The sequence below is a fragment of the Basfia succiniciproducens genome, from assembly GCF_011455875.1.
GTDB lineage: Bacteria > Pseudomonadota > Gammaproteobacteria > Enterobacterales > Pasteurellaceae > Basfia > Basfia succiniciproducens.
Genome location: NZ_CP015031.1, coordinates 1,069,907 through 1,084,607, shown reverse-complemented (window position 1 = coordinate 1,084,607; position 14,701 = coordinate 1,069,907). Strand labels below are relative to the sequence as shown.

The following is a 14,701-nucleotide window of genomic DNA, read 5'->3' as shown; positions in this document are numbered from 1 at the left end:
GGTCAATAATAAAGGAGTTTTTGCAAAATGAATAGGGTTGCTTGTTTTATATTCATTGAATTGTGAAACATTTTATCCGTTTGAACAGAGCTTAAGGAGTTTATGATCTTCATCAATACAGTGAATTATTATTGTGATATTCTTGTTAAAATTTTTATATATAAGCGGGGAATTTTATGTGTACGACCTGTGGTTGCGGCCACCCGGAACAAGTGCGTATCGGTGAGTTACAACATACGCATAGCCATTCAGAACATCAAAGTGCGGTAAAAATGCCGGATTTTTCTCAATCTGTATTTCATTCCATGAAACCTTCAATTCATGAACATGCGGGCGAACAGGATGATACCCAAAAACGGCTGTTGAAAATCGAGCAGGACGTATTGGGCAAAAATAATCGAATTGCCGATTCAAATCGTAATTTATTCAATTATTTGAACCTGACCGTATTTAACCTGGTTTCAAGCCCGGGTTCGGGTAAAACAAGTTTGTTGACGGCTACATTAAATTCGCTGAAAAACGACCGCAATTGTTATGTGATCGAAGGTGATCAGCAAACGGAAAATGATGCGGATCGCATTCGTGCGACAGGTGTGCCCGCCATTCAGGTGAATACGGGGAAAGGCTGCCATTTGGATGCGCAAATGATTAGTGACGCTATGATGAAATTGCGCCCGCAGGAAAACGGTTTGTTATTTATTGAGAATGTCGGTAATTTGGTTTGTCCGTCGGAATTCGATCTCGGCGAGAAAGCGAAAGTGGTGATTCTTTCTGTCACGGAAGGTGAAGATAAGCCTTTGAAATATCCGCATATGTTTGCCGTTTCAAAGCTGATGATTTTAAATAAAGTGGATTTATTGCCCTATCTGAAATTTGATGTGGAAAAATGTATTGAAAATGCAAAACGGGTAAATCCGCAAATTGAAGTGATTCAACTTTCCGCCGCTACCGGCGAAGGCTTGCAGGATTGGTTAAACTGGTTACAACAATAACATTCTTATGTAGGGCGTATTGAACGCCCTGTCTTTTTATCGCGATGTCGGCATGGGGGAATAATGCAGTTCGTGGATGAATTTCGCGATCCTAAATTGGCTAAACATTTAGTTGAACGATTAACAAAATTAATGAAAAATTTACCGCAGTTTTCGGCAAAAAATCCATTGTATTTAATGGAAGTCTGCGGCGGGCATACTCATAGTATTTTTAAATTCGGTTTAGATCGGTTATTGCCCGAGTCTATCGAATTTATACACGGACCGGGTTGCCCGGTTTGCGTGTTGCCTATGGGGCGGATTGACCTGTGTATTGAGATTGCACAAAATCCCAATGTGATTTTTTGCACTTTTGGCGATGCCATGCGGGTAAAAGGGCGTAAAGGTTCCTTGCTGGAAGCAAAAGCCCAGGGTTGTGACGTACGCATTGTTTATTCTCCGCTGGATGCGTTAAATATCGCCTTAAGCAATCCCGATAAAAAAGTGGTATTTTTTTCGCTTGGTTTTGAGACTACAATGCCCGCCGCCGCCGTGACTTTGCAACAGGCAAAACGGCGGAATATTGCCAATTTTTGGATCGTTTCGCAAAACATTACTATTATTCCCACATTGCGCAGTTTGCTTTCGCAGGATCAAATTAAAATTGACGGTTTTATTGCGCCGGGTCATGTGAGTATGGTGATTGGCTACGCACCTTATAGGGAACTTTGTAAAAAATTCCGTAAACCTTTTGTAATCGCCGGGTTTGAACCTTTAGATATTCTGCAATCTATTGTTATGTTGGTAGAGCAGTTTGCGGACGGGCGTTGCGAAGTTGAAAATCAATATAAGCGAATCGTGCACGAACAGGGCAATATGTTGGCGCAAAAAGCTATGGCGGAAGTGTTTCAACTTAAAGCCCGCAGCGAATGGCGAGGTCTTGGTGAAATTGAAGAATCCGGCGTGGAATTAACCGTCGATTATCGCCGCTTTGATGCGGAGATCTACTTTAACAGTAAGGCGCAGCAAGTCGCCGATGATCCGAATTCCCGTTGCGGCGATGTGCTAACCGGCAAATGCAAACCCGCCGACTGCCCGTTATTTGGCAGTGACTGTAACCCTGATAACGCTTACGGCGCATTGATGGTTTCTTCGGAAGGTGCCTGTGCGGCTTATTATCAGTATCGCAGAGAGTAAAATTAGCGGCTTGCAACAGGCAGGCAAAACATAACAAAGAGAATATTATGACTGATTTCATCACAATGGCTCACGGCAATGGCGGTGCCGCCATGCAACAACTGATTCGGGATTATTTTGTTGAAGCCTTCGATAACCCGACTTTAGCCCAAGGGGAAGATCAAGCCCGAATTCCTTTGGCTGAACTGATAAAGTGCGGTGAAAAATTAGCGTTTTCTACCGACAGTTTTGTGATTGATCCGATTTTTTTCCCCGGCGGAAATATCGGCAAACTCGCTGTCTGCGGCACGGTAAACGATATTGCCGTTGGCGGTGCGATTCCGAAATATCTTTCATGCGGATTTATTCTTGAAGAAGGTTTACCGCTCAGCGAATTAAAGGAAATTATTCGGGCAATGGCGGAAACTTGCCGCCGGGCGGGCGTTCAGATAGTCACCGGCGATACTAAAGTGGTACAAAAAGGCGCAGTGGATAAAGTGTTTATCAACAGCAGTGGAATCGGCGTGATTCCCGCAGAGATTGATTGGGGAGCACATCAAATAGAAGCGGGTGATAAAATTATTGTCAGCGGCACTATCGGCGATCATGGTGCAACGATTTTAAACTTACGTGAAAATCTCGGCATTAAAACCGATTTGCACAGCGATTGCGCAGTGCTTAGTCCATTAATTGATTTGCTACGCCCGATTCAGGGAGTAAAAGCGATTAGAGACGCAACCCGCGGCGGCGTAAATGCGGTTTTACATGAATATGCTCAAACACAAAATCTGGGCATGCAAGTGCATGAAGAAGATTTACCAATGCGTAACGAAGTACGCGGAATCTGCGAACTGCTCGGTTTGGAACCATTAAATTTCGCCAATGAAGGCAAGCTTTTAATTATTACTAAAGCGGAAAAAACTCAGGAAATTCTGACCGCACTTCACAGTCATGAATTAGGTAAAAACGCGGCGATAATCGGCGAAGTCACCGATGATAAAAAGGTAAGAGTTGTAGGCATTTTCGGGCAAACAAGATTGTTGGATTTACCTGCAAACGAACCGTTGCCGAGAATTTGTTAAGAATGTTTTAATGTTTTTTAGGAGCGGTTTTTTTATCGCCTTTTTCTATATAAAGCAGATAACAAAAAGGCATTAATAAAATTAATGCCTTTCTTTTGAATTTGGTTGCGGGGGCCGGATTTGAACCAACGACCTTCGGGTTATGAGCCCGACGAGCTACCAAGCTGCTCCACCCCGCGTCTGATGGGGCGTACTATACTCGCATTTTTTTGAATTGCAAGGACTATTTATGTTAAATGCTTCGTTCGCAATAAAAATAAACGATTTGCATAAATGCTAAACAACTCGGTCATCCGATAATTAGAATTTGGATAAAAAAGATTAGAGACTTTGTATAAATTTTGATAGCATAACTTCCCCTTAAATTAGTTGATTAGCTGCTGATTTATTTTTGAATTTTATTAGGACCTTTATTATGTTTTTTACAAAAAATTTTGTATTAAAAGCGGCGACCGTGCTTGCTGCGACAGTTTTGGCCGCTTGCTCGTCCAATACCAATGCGGTTAAAAAAACAACGGAATCAAGCGTAGATCCGGCGAAATTCGGGGCAAAATATAAAGGGCGCAGTTACAGCACGAGTCTTTTCAGCAGCGCGAATGTGGATAATTATTCCGGTGTGGTCAATCAGGGCGATTTTTTAACCCAGTTATCCAATGTTCGGGCTTATTCAACAGGTATTTCCTCAACTTATTATGATAACTACAATAAAATCAGCCAATGGGTTTTAGCAGGCGCGGACGTTAATCAGCTTGCCAATTACGGTATTCGTCCGCAAGTTATGTCGGGTGAAGACGGTTATCAGAACGTGTTATTGACCGGCTATTATTCGCCGGTAATTCACGCCCGTTATTCCGCACAGGGAAAATACCAACATCCTATTTATGCAATGCCGTCTCAAAAACGTTTTACCCGTTCGCAAATTTATGCCGGCGCGCTGGAAGGTAAGGGGCTGGAGCTGGCTTATAGCGATTCTATGCTGGATAATTTTCTGCTTGGCGTGCAGGGCAGCGGTTATGTGGATTTCGGTAACGGTAATTTAAATTATTTCGCCTACGCAGGACAAAACGGCTATAAATATCAGGCTGTAGGCAGATTATTAGTGGAAGACGGCGAAATTCCGAAAGAAAAAATGTCGATTCAGGCAATTCGCGATTGGGCAGAGCGTAACCCTTCAAGGCTACAAAGTTTGTTAGAGCGTAATCCTTCTTATGTTTTCTTCAAAAATGATCCGGCGGGGAAAGTAAAAGGTTCGGCAGGTGTGCCTTTAGTGCCTTTGGCTTCCGTGGCTTCGGATCGCAGCATTGTGCCTTCGGGCTCCGTGCTGTTGGTGGAGATTCCGCAAATTGACAACGAAGGAAACTGGACGGGCGAACATCGTTTACATTTGATGGTGGCGTTAGATGTGGGCGGAGCGGTAAAAGGAAATCATTTTGATTTATACCAAGGTATCGGCGATAAAGCGGGTCATATTTCAGGTTTATTAAAACATTACGGACGAGTTTGGGTGTTGCGTTAATTTTTTTACTCAATTGAAAACTGCCGGCACGGACATTGTTCGTGCCGGCTTTATGTGAACATAAGGAAAATTTAAATGGAAAGAGTGGATAATTACGAACAGCGTTTCGGCGGTATCGGACGTTTATACACCCCACAGGGATTGGAACGCTTACGTCAAGCGCATGTTTGCGTGATTGGTATTGGCGGTGTCGGCTCTTGGTGTGTAGAAGCGTTGGCGCGTTCGGGGGTCGGCAAGTTGACTTTAATCGATATGGACGATATTTGCGTTACCAATATTAATCGCCAAATTCATGCACTCACCGGCAATATCGGTAAATTAAAAACCGAAGTGATGAAAGAGCGGGTGGAGTTGATCAACCCTGAATGCAAAGTTGAAATCATTGATGATTTTATTTCTCCCGAAAATTTAGCGGAATATCTACACAGCGATTATGATTATGTGATCGATGCCATTGATAGCGTAAAAACCAAAGCGGCGTTAATCGCTTATTGTAAGCGTAATAAAATTAAAGTGATTATGGTTGGCGGTGCCGGCGGTCAAACGGATCCGACCCGAATTCAAATTGCCGATTTAAGTAAAACCGTACAGGATCCTTTAGCCTCAAAAGTGCGGTCGATTTTACGTAAAAATTATCATTTCAGCCAAAATCCGAAGCGTAAATTCGGTGTGGATTGCGTATTTTCCACGCAGCCGTTGATTTTTCCGCAAATGAGCGAAGGTTGTGAGATTTCCGCTTCAATGAATTGTGAGAACGGCTTTGGTGCTGCAACCATGATTACGGCAACTTTCGGTTTTTTTGCGGTTTCTCGAGTTGTCGACAAGTTACTTACTAAACAATAACTTTATTTTTATAAAAAAGGGGGAATATTTATGGTAAACAAATTGATTTTAAAACAAGTTTTATTGGCTGCAATCCTCAGTTCCGCGGCTTGTGCGGTAAATGCGAAAGTAGTGGCGTCCATTAAACCTTTAGGTTTTATCGCATCTTCCATTGCCGATGGCGTAACGGAAACGGATATTGTGGTGCCGACCGGTGCGTCTCCCCATGATTACAGTTTAAAACCCACTGACGTAAAAAAACTGAAATCCGCGGATTTATTACTCTGGATCGGCGAGGATGTCGATAGCTTTTTAGCGAAAAGTATCGGTGCTTTAGACAATCGAAAGGTTATCACTATCGCTAAGCTTGATAGCGTTGCGCCGTTACTTGGTAAGGCAACACATCATCATGAAGAAAATGACCATGAACATCATCACGCTGATCACGAGGATGAGCATCAGCATGATCATGACGAACATGATAAAACGGGTCTAAGTACTAACTGGCATATTTGGTATTCGCCTGAAATCAGCAAAATGGTGGCTGCGGAATTAGCGGAGAAACTGACCGAACGGTTTCCTGCCCAAAAAGAATTAATAGCTAAAAACTTACTTGATTTTAACCGCACTTTAAACGAGCGAAGCGATAAAATTAAACTGCAGCTTGCTGCCGTTAAAGACAAAGGATTCTATGTTTTCCACGATGCTTACGGCTATTTCAACGATGCTTACGGGCTGAAACAAACGGGCTATTTCACTATTAATCCGTTGGTTTCGCCGGGGGCAAAAACCTTGGCGACAATTAAAGAAGAAATTGCCGAACATAAAGTCTCCTGTTTATTCGCCGAGCCGCAATTTACGCCTAAAGTGATTGAAAGTTTAAGCAAAGGCACTGGCGTCCATGTGGGGCGTTTGGATCCTATGGGCGATAAAATCCAACCAGGCAAAAGATCATATGCGGATTTTTTACAATTTACCGCCGATAGTTATGGGGAATGTTTAGCTAAATAACGCAAAAGTGCGGTTAAAATTTTCGTTTTTTTGACCGCACTTTTAAATGCAGCCGCCGCAGCTGCCGCAACGCCAATCCGCTTTGTTTACCGCTTTATAGAACAAACGCATGTTTTCTTCTTCCAGCGGAATATTATGTTCGATAAATACATCGCTTAACCAGTCGATATTTTCGAGTAGCCAGTCATCTTCATCCAGTCCTTCAAGATAGAGTTCATCATCCGGGTCGATAAAATTGTAAATCCCTTTTGTGCCCATATCCTGATCACGACGTTCTTCGGGAAGAACAAGTGGCAATCCTTGGTAATTAATATCCCAATGCCCTAAACAGAGGGTATTTCCCTGGGTGGACCATTTAGCGGTAAAAGGATTTTCCATGATGATTTCCTTAGTTTGTTAATAAGTTGTTATAAATTATACGCCTGATAAGCGTAAAATACATACAAAAAATGAGTGATAATTTGCATGAAAAACTATAAATAAGAGAAAAAATAAAATTTTTACCCAATCCCGAGGCTAATTAACCGCAAAAAAACACATAATGAACTGGAAAATAGTGTAGAATCAAACGAATAATCTACATTACATGGTGAATTTTATGGAAAAAAAATTGCCTAAAGCACTCGACAGCATAGATATTAAAATTCTTAATGAATTGCAACGTAACGGTAAAATTTCAAATATTGATTTGTCAAAAAAGGTCGGATTGTCGCCGACACCTTGTTTGGAGCGGGTAAAGCGCCTTGAGAAACAAGGGGTTATTATGGGCTATAAAGCATTATTAAACCCGGAATTATTAAATTCGCCGCTTCTTGTTATTGTCGAAATTACCTTAATCCGCGGGAAACCCGATGTGTTTGAAGAATTTAATGCGGCGGTACAGGAACTGGATGAAATTCAGGAATGCCATTTGGTTTCCGGGGATTTTGACTATTTGCTGAAAACCCGTGTGGCGGATATGGCGGCATACCGTAAATTACTCGGCACAACCTTATTGCGTTTGCCCGGTGTGAACGACACCCGAACTTATGTGGTGATGGAAGAAGTAAAACAGACTAATTTTTTACAATTAAAATAATAGAAAGATGATCAGAAAATTAACCCAAGGCTTCACGCCGAAACATTATCTTGTAGAAATTCTTTTTGGATTGACCGCACTTTTAGGTTTTTATCTTATTATTGCCTGGTCGAGTTATAGTCCGCTTGATACCACTTGGTCGGTTTCCAGCTTTCAGCCGGAAATCATTAATAAAGCGGGTAAATTCGGCGCTTGGGTAATTGATTTATTTTTCGTCCTGTTTGGTTATGTGGGTAATTTACTGCCTTTTCTTTTGTTAATCGCGCCTATCTATTTTATCCGTACAAAACGGGTGGACAGCCTTACCTGGACACGTTTTAGTTTACGAATGTTCGGTTTTATCCTGCTTGTTTGCGGCTTAACCACCCTTGCCGCATTAACTTTATCCAATTCCAATTATCATTTGGCAGGCGGTGTTTTAGGCGGAAGTATTGTAAAACTGGTTTATCCTTCTTTCGGTAAATTCGGTTTGTTAATGTCGGCGGTGGTGTTTTCTATCATCGGATTTATTTTTTGTTCGGGCGCTTCTTTAATTCGCTTATTAATGCGTTTTTATAATTGGTTAACGGAAAAAAATGAAGAATCCTCATTGGTACAAGCGCAAAATGATGAAGAAATCCTGCAACAAGAGGACGAAGATATTCAGGACTGGATTGATGGCGACATCGACAGACAACAGGATTTGATCCAGTCGGCGGAAGACTTACAGTCCCACCGCGATATGATAACGCCCGCTCATCGAGGAATTAATATTATGGGCTTATCGACTCCGTCGCAGTTTACTGAAAATACAGAGGATGACGAGACGCCTAATCCTGAAAATTTTGGCGGCTATGCGGTTGACGAAATTGATAATCTGCCTGAAGTCACGATTTCCAGCCAAAATGCGAATATTGATTTGCCGAATGAAAATAATTTTACTCCGATGTGGCAAAAGCAAAAATCCTTAGCTGAAAATATGCCTGAATTTTTAGACGGTGAAAATACCGGGGTAGTGTTGTCGGAAGAAGAAATTACCCGGGATTTGTTGACGCAGGTGCATATTCCCGAAGTAAAACTTACGCCTGCTAAATTGCAGCATCCGCTCACCGAAAATAGCGCCGTAACTAAGCAGGCTGCTTACGGAATGGGTGAAAGCGAGAGTTTTGAAGACGATAATATGGCGGATTTAGCCGCTCAATTTGCCCGACAGGAAGCGGAACGCGAGCGTATTCGTCTAGAAAAAGCGCAGGCTATGGGATTGGCTGATTTGCCTGAACCGCAGGTTTCGTTGCAGCCGACGCAACCAAATTTATTTGAAAGCGATGAAGAAGCCGAGACTGAAGAAACAAACGGGTTAAGAACCATTTCTATTGATCAGGCTATTCAATTATTCGGCGATCATAAACCTTTAATCAAGCCGACAACCGAGTTGCCAAGTTTGGATCTGTTAGATAAACGCACTTCTCATGTGCAGGAAATTACGCCGGAAGAAATTCATGAAACTTCTCAACGCATTGAGCAACAACTGCGTAATTTTAATGTAAAAGCAACAGTAAAAGATGTGTTGGTAGGGCCTGTCGTTACCCGCTATGAACTGGAATTACAGCCGGGAGTAAAAGCCTCAAAAGTGACGAATATTGATACGGACTTAGCTCGGGCATTAATGTTTAAATCTATTCGGGTGGCGGAAACTATTCCCGGCAAACCTTATATCGGTATTGAAACGCCGAATGCCTATCGTCAGATTGTTTCGTTGCGCGAAGTATTGGATAGCGACGAATTCCGTCATTCAAAAGCGTTGTTGCCGATGGCGTTAGGCAAGGATATCAGCGGTAAACCGATTATTATTGATTTGGCTAAAACCCCGCATTTATTGGTGGCGGGCTCAACCGGTTCCGGTAAATCCGTGGGAATCAACACCATGATTTTAAGTTTACTTTATAAAGTGAAACCGGAAGAAGTGAAATTCATTATGATCGACCCGAAAGTGGTGGAATTATCGGTATATAACGATATTCCTCACCTGCTCACGGAAGTGGTTACCGACATGAAAAAAGCGGCAAATGCATTGCGTTGGTGTGTGGATGAAATGGAACGCCGCTATCAGTTATTAGCAAAATTACGGGTGCGCAATATTGAGGGCTTTAATGAGCGTATTGATGAATATCGGGCGGAAAATATCGCTATTCCGGATCCTCTTTGGAAACCGGGTGATACGCTGGACAGTGTACCGCCGATTTTAGAAAAACTAAGCTATATTGTGGTTATTGTTGATGAATTTGCCGATTTAATGATGGTTGCCGGTAAACAAGTCGAAGAATTGATCGCCCGTTTAACGCAAAAAGCACGGGCGGTGGGGATTCATGTAATTCTTGCGACCCAGCGTCCATCGGTAGATGTGATCACAGGTTTAATTAAGTCAAATATCCCGAGCCGTATTGCCTTTACTGTTGTCCAACGTAATGACTCTCGCACTATTTTAGACCAAAACGGTGCGGAAGCCTTGCTGGGACGAGGCGATATGCTATATCTCGGCAACGGTACGACTGATCTTGTGCGCGTACACGGCGCATTTATGTCTGATGACGAAGTGGTGCGGGTAGCCGACGATTGGCGGGCAAGAGGTAAACCGAATTATATTTCCGAGATTTTAGAAAGTACGGGAGACGATGACGACGATAACGGATTATCCGGAGAGGGCTCGGAAGATTTAGACGACCTTTTTGACGAAGTGATGGAGTTTGTTATTCGAACCGGCACGACATCGGCATCGTCGATTCAGCGCCGTTTCCGAGTCGGTTTCAACCGAGCGGCACGCATTATGGATCAGCTGGAAGAACAGGGTATCGTGTCGGAAATGCGTAACGGTAAGCGTGAAATTCTGGCTAGAAATCCCGATTATTAAAAATTTATACCATTTAATAAGGAAAGTAGATGAAAAAAATTGCTTTAAAAATGACCGCACTTTTCGCATTGGCATTAAGTTCGACCGCCTGGGCGGATGCTGCAGGTGAATTGCAGCAACGTTTGGCACAGGTGAATTATTTCAGCGCAGACTTCAATCAAAATGTCAGCTCGGCAAACGGCAAAAATGTACAGACCGGCAGCGGCAAATTGCAGATTAAGCGCCCGAATTTATTCCGTATGGATAATAAAGCGCCGCAAGAAACCCAGATTATTTCCGACGGCAAAACCCTTTGGTTTTATGATCCTTTCGTTGAACAGGTTACGGCAAACTGGGTGGAAAATGCGGTGAATAATACGCCTTTTGTGCTTTTAACCAGCAACGATTCGGCGAACTGGAACCAATATACGGTTGTTCAAAACGGTGATACGTTTGTTTTAAAGCCAAAAGCGAAAAACAGCAATATCAAACAATTCGATATCCGCATTGATAATCAAGGGGTATTAAAAGGGTTTAGCACTATTGAGAAAGACGGACAGACGAATCTTTATATTTTGCGTAATATTACCAATCAACCGCTCGCCGACAGCTTATTCAAATTTACCGTGCCGAAAGGTGCCGAGTTTGACGATCAACGCAATAAAAACAAAAAATAACCTTTTCTCGGGTGGGCATTTGCCCACCGTTTTCCTCTTCCGGAGTGATCTCCTATGTCTAATTTGAGTTTTGATTTTGTTGAAAATGATTTTAAGCCGCTTGCGGCAAGAATGCGTCCTACAACATTGGAACAATATTGCGGTCAGCAACATTTGCTGGGTAACGGCAAGCCGTTGCGTAAGGCGATAGAAGCGGGGCATGCGCATTCAATGATCTTTTGGGGGCCGCCCGGCACCGGCAAAACCACCTTAGCGGAAATTATCGCACATAAAATTAATGCGGAAGTGGAGCGGATTTCCGCGGTCACCAGCGGTATTAAAGAAATCAGGGAAGCCATTGAGCGAGCCAAACAAAATAGGCTGGCCGATCGCCGAACTATTCTTTTTGTAGACGAAGTTCATCGTTTTAACAAAAGTCAGCAAGACGCTTTTTTGCCCCATATTGAAGACGGCACCATTATTTTTATCGGCGCCACTACGGAAAACCCGTCTTTTGAACTTAATAGCGCCTTACTTTCCCGCGCTCGGGTTTACATTTTAAAATCGCTGACCAATCAGGATATTCTTCATGTTTTAGAACAGGCTTTGGCGGATAAAGAAAGAGGGCTTGGCAATGAAAATTTAGACCTTGAAGAAGGTATTCTCGAATTATTGGCGGATTATGTACACGGCGACGCCCGCCTCGCGCTGAATTGCCTTGAACTGATGGTTGATATGGCGGACGAAAGCGAAAAAGGTAAAAAAATTGACCGCACTTTGTTAACGGAAGTACTCGGCGAACGGCAAGCGCGCTTTGATAAGCAAGGAGATCGCTTTTACGATTTAATTTCCGCCGTGCATAAATCCATCCGCGGTTCCGCGCCCGATGCGGCCCTTTATTGGTATGCCAGAATAATTACCGCAGGCGGCGATCCTCTTTATGTTGCCCGTCGTTTGCTGGCAATTGCTTCGGAAGACGTCGGCAACGCGGATCCTCGAGCCATGCAGGTGGCGATTGCCGCTTGGGATTGTTTTACTCGTGTGGGGGCTGCCGAAGGTGAACGGGCGATTGCCCAGGCTATTGTGTATCTTGCGGTGGCGCCTAAAAGCAACGCGGTTTATAACGCCTTTAATCAGGCAAAACAGCTGGCAAAAGAAAGTGCGGATTTTGACGTACCTGTACATTTACGTAATGCGCCGACCAAGCTTATGAAGAATTTAGGCTATGGAGCGGAATATCGTTACGCTCACCATGAACCTAACGCCTATGCGGCAGGGGAAAATTATTTTCCGGAAGAATTAAAAGATACGGTTCTATATGAACCGACGAATCGGGGAATGGAAATCAAAATTCAGGAAAAATTAGCCTGGTTACGGGAGCTGGATAAACAAAGCTCGGTTAAGCGTTATAAATAAGATAAGCCGGTTGAAAAGCGGATTTTCAACTGGTTTATTTATTCAAATAGAGATAAAATGATCAGGTTTTTAATGAATTTAAACAGATAGGTACCAATATGATCGACCCGAATTTACTGCGTAATAATCTTGCGGAAGTTGCAGCGACATTAAAATTAAAACGTAACTTCATTTTAGATACAAAAGAATTAGCTGAATTAGAAGAACAACGTAAAGCCCTGCAGGTTGAAACCGAAACCCTGCAAGCCAAACGTAATGCGCGTTCAAAAGCGGTTGGTGCGGCAAAAGCGCGCGGCGAAAATATTGAGCCTTTATTAGCGGAAATGGACGATATGGGGCACGAGTTAGCGACAGTAAAAGCGGAACTGGACGAAGTACTCGCCGAACTCAACACCATTGCGTTAACTATTCCTAATTTGCCGGCGGACGAAGTGCCGTTAGGTAAAGACGATTCGGAAAATAAAGAAATTTCACGCTGGGGAACGCCGAGACAATTTGATTTTGAAATTAAAGATCACGTGACTTTAGGTGAAAATCTTGCCGGCGGTATAGATTTTGCCGCCGGTGCGAAATTAAGCGGTGCGCGTTTTGCGGTTATGAAAGGACAAGTGGCAAAAATGCACCGTGCGCTGGCCCAATTTATGTTGGACTTGCATACCGAGCAACATGGCTACACGGAAACTTATGTGCCTTATTTAGTTAACCATACCACTTTATACGGCACGGGTCAGTTACCTAAATTCGGTGAAGATTTATTCCACACTACGCCGTTAGAAGGCGAAGTGCCTTACGCATTAATCCCGACCGCCGAAGTGCCGGTCACCAATTTAGTGCGTGATGAAATCCTGAATACGGAAGATTTGCCGATTCGTATGACGGCGCATACGCCTTGTTTCCGTTCCGAAGCGGGTTCTTACGGTCGCGATACACGCGGTTTAATTCGTATGCATCAATTCGATAAAGTTGAAATGGTGCAAATTGTTGACCCGGATAAATCCATGGAAGCATTGGAAGAGCTAACCGCTCATGCGGAAAAAGTACTACAGCTGTTAGGTTTGCCATACCGTAAAATGTTGTTATGTACCGGCGATATGGGGTTCGGTTCATGCAAAACTTATGATTTAGAAGTTTGGGTACCGGCGCAGGATACTTACCGTGAGATTTCTTCCTGTTCTAATATGTGGGATTTCCAAGCCCGCCGTATGCAGGCTCGCTGCCGTTCCAAAACCGATAAAAAAACGCGTTTGGTGCATACTCTAAACGGTTCCGGTTTGGCGGTCGGTCGCACCTTGGTTGCGGTGTTGGAAAACTACCAAAATGAAGACGGCTCGATAACCGTACCGGAAGTATTGCGTCCGTATATGGGAGGCTTAGAAGTGATTGGCAAATAATCGCTTTTCGGCAAAAAGTGCGGTCAATTTTGCAAAAGTTTTTATAAAATTTAAGCAAAATTGACCGCACTTTTATTTTGTCGCTATTATAAAATGCCCGCATCCAGACTTAATTGCCCTTTTTCAACCCGAATGCCTTTGGCGAATTTCTTAATCAGCATATCACGCGGTTTGCTTTCATCTAACGTATAAATAGGCATTGTCGCCATCAGCGCAGCGAGACTGCGGCTTAAAAACGGCATCATGGGTTCCAGTTTTTCCATATATTGTTGCGGAGAACCTGTCCAGTTGGTGATGCGTAAATCCCGCAGATAAACGGCGCCTTTTTCCGCATCGTAATAAGGAATAGTGTCGAGGGTCAGATCAATTTTCCCCACATAGTCATTTTTTTGCAGGTTTAATAAGCCGTCGATTGTACCGCTAAGTTCCACCCTGCCGTCGTTATTTTGCCCGACTTTAGCCGTTAAATTCTGCACTTTATAATCCATGGCGAAAAGTCCGGGAAAACCGATTTTATCGGCGATTTCACCTTTTTTACTCAGATATTGATTAATTTCCGTTTCACTGACCGAAAACATATTGGCTTTTGCCGAGGGTGCGATAACCATAGCGATGATAAGCCCGCAGACTAAAGTGAAATAAAAAGAAATTCTGGATAAAAACATAACGTCCGCCTCTTAATTTGTTTAAAAAGATAAGAAAAAAGGCTAAAATAT

13 protein-coding genes and 1 tRNA gene are annotated in these 14,701 nt (G+C 43.1%); 11 read left to right on the top strand and 3 right to left on the bottom strand.

Annotated features, from left to right (window positions below):
* Positions 1 to 176 precede the first annotated feature (176 nt).
* The 3 genes from hypB (at position 177) to hypE (ending at position 3,229) form a co-directional block, all read left to right on the top strand.
* Positions 177 to 992, top strand: a complete 816-nt coding sequence (gene hypB, locus A4G13_RS04815) for a hydrogenase nickel incorporation protein HypB (protein ID WP_090654946.1) — start codon at positions 177 to 179, stop codon at positions 990 to 992.
* 63 nt (positions 993 to 1,055) lie between these two features.
* Positions 1,056 to 2,168, top strand: coding sequence for a hydrogenase formation protein HypD (hypD, locus tag A4G13_RS04810; protein ID WP_090654949.1), 1,113 nt, complete (start codon positions 1,056 to 1,058; stop codon positions 2,166 to 2,168).
* A 47-nt stretch (positions 2,169 to 2,215) separates the two neighbouring features.
* Complete coding sequence (gene hypE, locus A4G13_RS04805; protein ID WP_090654953.1) at positions 2,216 to 3,229, top strand: hydrogenase expression/formation protein HypE; 1,014 nt, start codon at positions 2,216 to 2,218, stop codon at positions 3,227 to 3,229.
* A gap of 102 nt (positions 3,230 to 3,331) precedes the next feature.
* Here the strand turns inward: hypE and A4G13_RS04800 are convergent.
* A tRNA-Met gene (locus tag A4G13_RS04800) sits at positions 3,332 to 3,408 on the bottom strand.
* 236 nt (positions 3,409 to 3,644) lie between these two features.
* Between A4G13_RS04800 and mltA the strand changes: the two genes are divergently transcribed.
* From mltA to znuA, 3 genes are all read left to right on the top strand, one after another.
* Positions 3,645 to 4,745, top strand: coding sequence for a murein transglycosylase A (gene mltA, locus A4G13_RS04795; protein WP_090654957.1), 1,101 nt, complete (start codon positions 3,645 to 3,647; stop codon positions 4,743 to 4,745).
* 75 nt (positions 4,746 to 4,820) lie between these two features.
* Positions 4,821 to 5,588, top strand: a complete 768-nt coding sequence (gene tcdA, locus A4G13_RS04790) for a tRNA cyclic N6-threonylcarbamoyladenosine(37) synthase TcdA (protein WP_090654961.1) — start codon at positions 4,821 to 4,823, stop codon at positions 5,586 to 5,588.
* Between the two features lie 30 nt (positions 5,589 to 5,618).
* A complete protein-coding gene (gene znuA / locus A4G13_RS04785; protein ID WP_090654964.1) occupies positions 5,619 to 6,578 on the top strand; it encodes a zinc ABC transporter substrate-binding protein ZnuA in 960 nt (319 codons plus the stop codon).
* A gap of 42 nt (positions 6,579 to 6,620) precedes the next feature.
* Here the strand turns inward: znuA and A4G13_RS04780 are convergent, their stop codons facing one another.
* The gene (locus A4G13_RS04780) at positions 6,621 to 6,956 is read right to left on the bottom strand and encodes a hypothetical protein (protein ID WP_011200630.1); all 336 of its coding nucleotides are present in this window, start codon (positions 6,954 to 6,956) and stop codon (positions 6,621 to 6,623) included.
* Positions 6,957 to 7,176: 220 nt separating this feature from the next.
* Between A4G13_RS04780 and lrp the strand changes: the two genes are divergently transcribed.
* From lrp to serS, 5 genes are all read left to right on the top strand, one after another.
* Positions 7,177 to 7,656: a leucine-responsive transcriptional regulator Lrp gene (lrp, locus tag A4G13_RS04775; RefSeq protein WP_011200629.1), complete on the top strand. Its 480-nt coding sequence runs from the start codon at positions 7,177 to 7,179 to the stop codon at positions 7,654 to 7,656.
* 7 nt (positions 7,657 to 7,663) lie between these two features.
* The gene (locus A4G13_RS04770; protein WP_011200628.1) at positions 7,664 to 10,543 is read left to right on the top strand and encodes a DNA translocase FtsK; all 2,880 of its coding nucleotides are present in this window, start codon (positions 7,664 to 7,666) and stop codon (positions 10,541 to 10,543) included.
* A 29-nt stretch (positions 10,544 to 10,572) separates the two neighbouring features.
* On the top strand, positions 10,573 to 11,199 hold the full coding sequence (gene lolA, locus A4G13_RS04765) for an outer membrane lipoprotein periplasmic chaperone LolA (RefSeq protein ID WP_011200626.1): 627 nt from the start codon (positions 10,573 to 10,575) through the stop codon (positions 11,197 to 11,199).
* 54 nt (positions 11,200 to 11,253) lie between these two features.
* Complete coding sequence (locus tag A4G13_RS04760) at positions 11,254 to 12,594, top strand: replication-associated recombination protein A (protein WP_011200625.1); 1,341 nt, start codon at positions 11,254 to 11,256, stop codon at positions 12,592 to 12,594.
* A gap of 98 nt (positions 12,595 to 12,692) precedes the next feature.
* Positions 12,693 to 13,985 (top strand): serine--tRNA ligase, encoded by a 1,293-nt coding sequence (gene serS, locus A4G13_RS04755; RefSeq protein WP_090654967.1) that lies wholly within the window; start codon positions 12,693 to 12,695, stop codon positions 13,983 to 13,985.
* An 86-nt stretch (positions 13,986 to 14,071) separates the two neighbouring features.
* On the opposite strand, the gene A4G13_RS04750 is transcribed toward serS, so the two are convergent.
* Positions 14,072 to 14,650 (bottom strand): YceB family lipoprotein, encoded by a 579-nt coding sequence (locus A4G13_RS04750; protein WP_090654971.1) that lies wholly within the window; start codon positions 14,648 to 14,650, stop codon positions 14,072 to 14,074.
* Positions 14,651 to 14,701 lie beyond the last annotated feature (51 nt).